This is a genomic window from Microcoleus sp. LEGE 07076 (genome assembly GCF_015207455.1).
GTDB lineage: Bacteria > Cyanobacteriota > Cyanobacteriia > Cyanobacteriales > Microcoleaceae > Microcoleus.
Genome location: NZ_JADEWV010000025.1, coordinates 39,261 through 47,098 on the forward strand (window position 1 = coordinate 39,261; position 7,838 = coordinate 47,098).

Annotated in this window: 7 protein-coding genes and 1 pseudogene; 2 read left to right on the forward strand and 6 right to left on the reverse strand. The window is 42.5% G+C overall.

What is annotated here, in order from left to right:
• Positions 1-127: 127 nt before the first annotated feature.
• Complete coding sequence (locus IQ270_RS06500; RefSeq protein ID WP_228056123.1) at positions 128-670, reverse strand: hypothetical protein; 543 nt, start codon at positions 668-670, stop codon at positions 128-130.
• A 308-nt stretch (positions 671-978) separates the two neighbouring features.
• On the opposite strand from IQ270_RS06500, the gene IQ270_RS06505 reads away from it, so the two are divergent.
• Positions 979-1,854, forward strand: coding sequence for an IS4 family transposase (locus tag IQ270_RS06505; protein ID WP_228056124.1), 876 nt, complete (start codon positions 979-981; stop codon positions 1,852-1,854).
• A gap of 218 nt (positions 1,855-2,072) precedes the next feature.
• Here the strand turns inward: IQ270_RS06505 and IQ270_RS06510 are convergent, their stop codons facing one another.
• The 5 genes from IQ270_RS06510 to ebsA form a co-directional block, all read right to left on the reverse strand.
• A complete protein-coding gene (locus IQ270_RS06510; RefSeq protein WP_193972436.1) occupies positions 2,073-2,291 on the reverse strand; it encodes a hypothetical protein in 219 nt (72 codons plus the stop codon).
• Between the two features lie 114 nt (positions 2,292-2,405).
• Positions 2,406-3,788 carry an oligosaccharide flippase family protein gene (locus tag IQ270_RS06515; RefSeq protein ID WP_193972435.1) on the reverse strand — a complete coding sequence of 461 codons (1,383 nt, stop codon included), beginning with the start codon at positions 3,786-3,788 and terminating at the stop codon, positions 2,406-2,408.
• Positions 3,789-3,969: 181 nt separating this feature from the next.
• Complete coding sequence (locus IQ270_RS06520; protein ID WP_193972430.1) at positions 3,970-4,758, reverse strand: TIGR03943 family protein; 789 nt, start codon at positions 4,756-4,758, stop codon at positions 3,970-3,972.
• Between the two features lie 135 nt (positions 4,759-4,893).
• Positions 4,894-5,973, reverse strand: coding sequence for a permease (locus IQ270_RS06525; protein ID WP_193972431.1), 1,080 nt, complete (start codon positions 5,971-5,973; stop codon positions 4,894-4,896).
• Between the two features lie 742 nt (positions 5,974-6,715).
• Positions 6,716-7,090, reverse strand: coding sequence for a type IV pilus biogenesis protein EbsA (ebsA, locus tag IQ270_RS06530; protein ID WP_193972432.1), 375 nt, complete (start codon positions 7,088-7,090; stop codon positions 6,716-6,718).
• A gap of 423 nt (positions 7,091-7,513) precedes the next feature.
• On the opposite strand from ebsA, the pseudogene IQ270_RS06535 reads away from it, so the two are divergent.
• Positions 7,514-7,838: pseudogene (locus IQ270_RS06535) on the forward strand (glycosyltransferase family 2 protein); the annotation flags it as partial.

The following is a 7,838-nucleotide window of genomic DNA, read 5'->3' on the forward strand; positions in this document are numbered from 1 at the left end:
TGCGGACTTGCATACGCAGTTTGAGCGTATGCAAGTCCGCACTACGAACCAATCCGAAATCGAGCGATCGCCACCGCGTCCAGGACTACTAATAATTCTGACGGCTACTTAGCCCTGAGCCATTATTTCACAAATTTTCGACCGTTGCTATATTGGAACTATGATTAACCGCTGACAGTGTATACGGCGATTCCGGTTCGGGATATAACTTAGAATATTTGCTATCGTAATGCCTGACCTCAAAATAGTTTAAATTTGACGGGTGAGGCTTATATATGGAGAAACATTCCAAAAGACAAAAAGTTGCTGCACTCTCTAAAGGCCCGACCTCCACTATTTGATTTTTGAACAAGCGACCTGATTTTATCCAGTGTTTCATCTGCTTGCTTGACAAACAGTAAAATGCTGAATGAGGATTGTTAAACTCAGCAAATTTTACACCTTCTATCTCTACACTAGATAGCTTGTTTATCAACAGTGGTTGCGTTATTGTCAAATCAATATATCTCTTGGTTCCTTGATACATTTCATAACGATTTGGGTAAAGAATTGCATTTTCATACCCGCTTTGTCGGTTAAATTTTTCTAGCTTTTCTATAGTGAAAGCGTCCGACAAAATAATGTCATCTTCTATAAATAAAAACCAGTCAAATTCTTCTAGTTTTTCCACAAACTCTTCCTGAAGCCTAAACTCTACAAACATTGGGTCGCATTCAGGATATTCTTGTACCTGAATGCACTTAGTTTGATATTCAGGCAAATAAGCTGTAACGTGCCTGTTCGGTAGAGTTTGGATCGCTATACTCAGATCGCAATGAGCAAAACTTGTCAGCAGTCCATCTATTGTATGCCTGAGTCTCTCTATCTTTGCTGCCTGACGGGGTGACAGGTCGCCTGAAAAGCATACAGGGAGATAACTCTAGACAAATCGCCTCAAAAAAGATCGGGTAAGAAAGCTTCTTACCCAAAAACAATTAAATGATACCAGAATTATATCATGCCCATTTGTCAGAAAAGCTGACACGTTCTAATTACATATTGACAATTTTATTGATTCAAGTAGTGCAATCGATTAAAGAAGTCACATTGGAAAGCATAGCGACAAAACTACCAATGCCCATTAAATTTGAAAGTAGAAGAAAAAAGATTCAGAGATTTTTATCGGAGGATGAATGGACTTTAGATAATATTTGGTTGTCACTGGTTATTAGTTGGATTAAAGGTGTCAAACAGAATAAGGTTATATATTTAGCAATAGACCGAACCAAATGGGAATTAAATAATATTTTAATGGTCAGCATGATTTGGCGAAAAAGAGCTATTCCTATTTATTGGAAAATGCTTGACAAACAAGAAAACAGTACATTGGAAAATCAACAATTTGTATTAACGCCAGTATTCGATGCTTTATCAGATTATAAATTGCTCGTTTTAGGAGATCGTGAATTTTGTAGTGTTACCCTCGCAAATTGGCTGAGGGAGAAGAAAGTAGATTTCTGTTTACGACTAAAAAAGAATGTTTGTATCAAGACAGAAGAAGAATTATGGACTGAACTAAAAATCCTAGGATTAGAGCCAGGAAATAGCTTTTTCAATCAAGAAGTAACGATCCGAAAAACAGCACCAATTACGGGGTTTAATCTGGCAGGTAAATGGCTGGGTAAATATCGAAATTTTACTACAAAGGAACCTTGGTATATTCTGACTAGCTTGGCAGATATACAAGCAGCAGTTGATGCCTATGCAAAAAAATTTGGAATTGAAGAGATGTTCAGAGACTTTAAGGGTGGAGGATATAACCTAGAAAGGACTAATCTCACGGGTGAGCGATTGAGTAAATTATTGATTTTGTGATCACTAGCATATTTGAAGAGTATAATCCAAGGGATGGAAATTAAGTCAAAGCAAGTTCAAGAATATTTAAGTAGAAAAACAGAAAGTCACAGAAAATATGCACGCCATAGCACTTTTTATATTGGGCTTTGGGGTGAATCATGGGTCGATTCGATGTTTAGTGATTGGCAGGTTGTTGTTGAATTAATGTCTTTATCTCCACATAAACTGCCTAATTATCAACAAGGCATAAGAGCTATGAGCCTTATTCTATCAGCGTTATAGGCGACTTGTCGCCCCGACAGCTTTGCTGCCCCTTTTTCTGGATTGTTAGATTCTTCAACTGATGTAATGTGTGCGACAGCAACAAAGACTTTAGGGAGTTCTTTTTTGGGCTGTTCGTTTTCTTTGAATAAATTTATGAGGGGCTTTTTTTGATAAAAAAGCATCATTTTCATATATCTAACAACCGACCGCGATATTTCTTGTAACAAAGCAATTTGGAAAAAGATAAAGTGTATTGCTTTTTTTTACTGTATATTCCTCTGACATACAGACAATCTCCTTTTTGTTTACTGAAACAGTTGATTTATCGGTCTTAAATCATCCATCGATATTTTATCAATTGGCAACCCCCAACCCAAGACATACATTCTAACACAAAGTATGCTGACCAGGACTCCTAAGAACAGTGCTGTCAATTTGATATCTTCCCAAAAACAAGTTAGCCCTTCTTTCCAAAGACCGTAGCTAGTGACTAAATAAGTAGGAATATCGCCGAGAGCTACAGCAATCACAGCACCTAAATTACCCATGAAATGATATCCGATCGGGATGCCAATAGCGATACTCAAAAAAGTTACCAGGTTGCCCATAGCTGAATATTGAGATTTGCCAACCGCTAACAAACAAGAACCCATTAAATTGTGGAGAGTAGTGTGCCAGATACCTAAAGCCAAGATTGGCATCATCCAAGATGCTGCGATATATTCTTTCCTGTACAGTGTTAAAATGAGCTGATCTCCAAAGCTCACAAAAATTGCTAAGCCTACGGCTAAAGGTATCAGAATCAAGTTGCGGTTTTTAATGATCTTGGCGCGCAATTCCTCGCGAGGCAAATCTGCTAGCATCGAAATAGAGGGAAAAATTACCCTACCGCCGAGGGCCATGATCACTTGGCGCGGCATATCGCCGAGGGTAAAAGCGATGCCGTAAATGCCCAACATTGTTAAAGTAAAGATTTTCCCTAGAACTAGGCGATCGGCTTGGGAACACAGAAAAAATAACATCGTAGACAAAAATATCCATTTGCCATAAGAAAATATTTCTTTAGCTGCTTCTTTATCCCAAGCGAAGCGGTTTGACTGGCCGCGAATCAAAAAATGGCTCCATACTGACTCTGTTAAAGCGCCCGTAAAACCGCCGACAATAATCGCCCAGATGCTGGGATTGAAAAAGGCCCAGACAATCATCACTGTAGTTGAAAATATCTGTATGCCCAACTCAAAAAGCACTACTTGCTTGACGCTCATTTTGCGTTCGAGAGTGGATACGGAAGTGGATTTGAACCCTCCTATTAAAGTATTTATACTTATGCAGGGCAGCAACCACAGGAGACGGGGTTCTTCGTAGAAGTTAGCAACTGGCCAGGTGATTAATATTAAACACAGCCAAACAAATAAGCTGCGAAAAACTTGCATTGTCCAAGCGGTGTTGAGAAATTCTGGCTCGTTCCCGCGCTTGTTTTGAATAATACTCGGGCCCAAACCTATGTCTGTGAATAAGCTGACACCTGTGATGAAAACGTAGGCTAAACCCACCAGACCAAATAGTTCTGGCAAAAGCAGGCGGGTCAAAATTAGGTTGCTGCCAAATCGGATAATTTGACTGCTTCCATAGCTGGCGATCGTCCAGAATGCTCCTTTGAGCGCTAATTTTTTTTTCTGATGACATATACTCTACATTTATTGCCTAATTACGAGTCTAGTTGCTGAATCTATGATTGGCAACTTTTACAGGGTGCTGCTGCCAATCTTGTAGCTGACTTTACCGTATCTTTATTTTTCTAGGGATAGCGGACGGGACTTTTGTTGCAAAACCAAAATGATAAAATTTAATCTGCAACTGGCTCCTCGTTTAATAATCATAAGGGTTTTTTGGTTCGGGAATGGGTTTGAGGGAGGATGCTTGAATGATTAATTTGCGCTTGTCTTGCAGTTCTTCTACGATCGTTTCTCCTTCTATTTCTAGCCAACTGTCTGGGGCAAAGGAGGCGCGGTTTTGACCGATCGGTAATTTGACCGGCAACCCGATCGGGTAGGCATCCGCCGCGCAGCAGGTAATGATAAAACGCCCGATCCACATATATTGTTCTGATATATTTGGCGGGTGAATGACAAATCCTTGAACCTTGACTTTTTGGTTTCTGTATGTATCTGGCTCTGGATTGAAGTTTAACAGCCGCACCCATTCGACGAGCGATCGTTTTTCGGGTTTTGTGGTATTGCGAAATTCTTGCGGTTGCAGTCTGGTGATGGGCAGGGATTCGGTGAGGCCTCGTTCCAATGCTGTCTGGCTGGTAAATGTGCGGGGCGTTACCGCTAAACCGATTAATGCGACGCTCAGCATTAAGGTGCTGCCGATACTGGGGGGAAATAAGGTAATGTGTTCAACTTCTGTGATTCTGAGAGGCTTGTTTGCTGGTGATGTCCGCAATTGTTTGTTGGGGCGATCGACTTTTAAGAGTTCCCAAATTTTCAACCCGCCAATCACCATTAAGCCGATTCCTCCGGCTACAGTCAATCCAAAGTAATTGGGGTGAATCAGAATGCTTAATTTGCCGGTAATCCAATATTTTAGGAGCAATATTCCCCACGCTAGGATGGCTAGGGCATCCAGCCAAGGGCTAATTTTTTTAAGATTCATTTTTCAAGAGTTATTAGTTATTAGTCATTGGTCAGTTGGTGGTTGGCAGTTGGCAGTTGGTAGTGGTAATTGGTAATTGGCAACAGTCAACAGTCATTGGAAATATATCGTTACTTTTCCGTGCGGGCAGATCGATTAACCTAGATATAAGTTGACAGCTAGAGTCATCAAAAAGGTTAATTGAGCCGCCAAAACAATTAAGTAAATTACGGCTCTACCTTTAAAAATAGAGAGCATTAAACCGATGCCTTTGAGGTCAATCATCGGGCCAAAAACGAGAAATGCTAACAGCGAACCGCTGGTAAATGTGGCCGCAAAAGATAGGGCAAAAAAAGCATCTACTGTAGAACAAATCGATACGACTGCGGCTAATAGCAGCATGGCGAGAATTGAGGAAACTGGACCTTGGCCGAGGTTGAGAATTAGTTCGCGGGGTGCGCCAACTTGAATGATGGCGGCGATCGCACTTCCGATGACCAAAACTCCTCCCAACTCCCGCAACTCCTGTACCATACTATCTAAAAGCAAACGCAGACGCTCTCTAGAAACGCGGTGAAACATGGAGGAAGGTTTAGAGGTTTTTGTGGTTTTGCCTGTTTGTAAGGGCTTCCAGTCATCTTGTAGCAAAGATTCGATCGGCATTGCACCCCCCGGCTGACCGAGCATAAATGTCCCAGATTGTAAAAGCAGCGGAGTGTTGGATTGGGCGAAGTCTTTTTCGGATAACTCTGGTTTTGGGAGGGGAATCGCGCGGGCTACAGAGGAGTGTAGCAGAGGCCGCAAGTCTGCTTGGGCGCTGAACACCCAGCCGATAATTGTGGCGGTAAACAGAGAAAAGACTACGCGCAAAACTACAATTTCTGGCTGATCGCGAAATGCTGTCCAAGTCGCCCAAATTACTATGGGGTTGATGGTGGGGGCGGCGAGCAAAAAGCCGATCGCCGCTGATGCGGGTACTCCCTGCATTAGCAACCTGCGGGCTACGGGGACGTTACCGCACTCGCACACGGGAAACAAAAAGCCGATCAAACTCCCCATCAAAGCCCCCAGCAGCGGGTTTCGCGGGATGCGGGATACGAGTTTGCGTTCGTCTACAAACCCCAGCAGCAAACCTGAGAATAGCACTCCCAGCAGCAGAAAAGGTATTGCTTCTACTAACAAGCTGAGAAAAAGGGTAAAAGCATTGTTTAACTGATTTGTGAGGGCTGGTTGCATCGATCGCCTGCTGGTAAATTGGTATTTAGTTTCACGTATTTGGCTGAGTCCCTGTCGATCATACCTTTTTCACAGCACTAAGTTAAGATTCAGTTGATTTTTTTGGGAGTATCTGTGTTTGGCTTTAACGCCGCGCTATCGTTTGGCTGAGTTCGCTAATTTTTTATAACGGTGTAGGAGATTTTACAGCACTGTAAAAAAACAGATTTTTTCCCAAGCAGGAGATGCTTCCATTCTTTATTTTACAGCCATCAAAATTATACGAATTATTCAAATTTGCTGCTTCTGCTAAAGACACCGCGCCGTACCTAATTCCCTAATGATGCTCCCGTGCAATGTATGTATTTCTATTTTTTTAAGATTGGTATGTAGAGCGAGCATTTAATTGAATAAAAAAACTGCTGCTGAATTTGGCTATGAAAATTTTAGGGGCAAAACCCCCGCGGTTCTGCACAACTAATTCTTAAATTTACTGCTACAGGCTAAATCATACTTTGATTCACCAGCTCTCAAGATTATTAATACATAGAAAAAATGGGATTTTTGTCGGGGAAATGTGTCTGGCATTACATCTTGTACCAATCTCAGAAATAGGCTTTTGGGCTTGTGACAACAAATACAGCTTCTCAAATAAAACTGGCGCACCAATTGTGTAATGTCGCAGTCGTGGCGTTAAACTATTGGTGCGCCAGTTTTAGCGCCAGTCAATTGCCGACTTTTGATAGTGCGGCTGCGTTGAAAGTTATTCATCCATCCGCATCAGCTTGCGGTAAAACGTTTTAGAAAAATCGACAGTACGAGTCCGCTGAAAGGTCAGGAGTACCTCAATTAAGCAAGTGACAAACTCAGAACTTTGCATAGTTACTTCGTAGCTGAGTTCAGCATTGCCGTCAAACAACACCCGACAGCGGGTCAAATCGATCGGCAGCGAGGAGATATTCCAACTAGCGACAAACGGCACGTCCTCGCCACCGTCAATTTTTCTAGCCCCTTCCAAGCTTTTGAGCTTGTAGAGACTGATAGCGTGTGGCAAAAACTTGCGCCGGGGCTCCTGACAGAAAGGCAAGTATACTTTCACTTCTTTGTCGTCGGCTGGCTTCAGTTGAGGAAGAGACATATTTCCACATCCTGAGAATTACTACTAACAGATTAGTTGAGCTGCTCTGCAAAAATTAGCAGATTTTTCAGGGTAAGCGCAAGCAAGAGTCGGTCGATTTGAGATTTTCGGTTGGGGATTGGAGATGCTTCGACTCTTGCTTGCGTACAAGTTTGAGATTTGAGATTTATTCTACAGATCGATCGATCTATCGAACTGGGGTCTAAAATTTGAGGCAGCCAACGACAGGAGTTGGGTGCTTGTATCCGTTTTTTTGGGGGGGGATCCCAAATACTATATGCAGTCATAGTTTACCGGAGTCTTACCAGCAGAGGGTTCTCCGGCAAGCGTGCCAGAGTCTGCTTTCGACAAAAGCTCAGAAACTGATACAGTAAATACTTATCTCTAAAATCAAAAACTATTGGTAGTTGAATTAAGTAACCTATGCAGGAGAGTTCTTGGCCAGAAAACGACGCTCGCACTGAGCTTAACTTGGACATCCCTGATTTAGCTCAAGAAGAACTCAAGAGTTTGACCTCGAACTCGAAGGTAAGCAAAATATTTGCCATACCAGATATTGGCGACAGGGTGTCCGGTGCGGAAACAAAAGCAGAGTTCCCGGTGGCGGTGTCTGTGCCGGTATCTTGCTCTTTTCCTCAAAATCTGTACCGGGGAAGGCGGGGGAAAGCCGCGGCACTGCTGACGGCGATTTGGTCCGGGACGATCGCCCTGCACTTGATTTCTTGGGGTGCGTGGGTAGTGTGGGGGG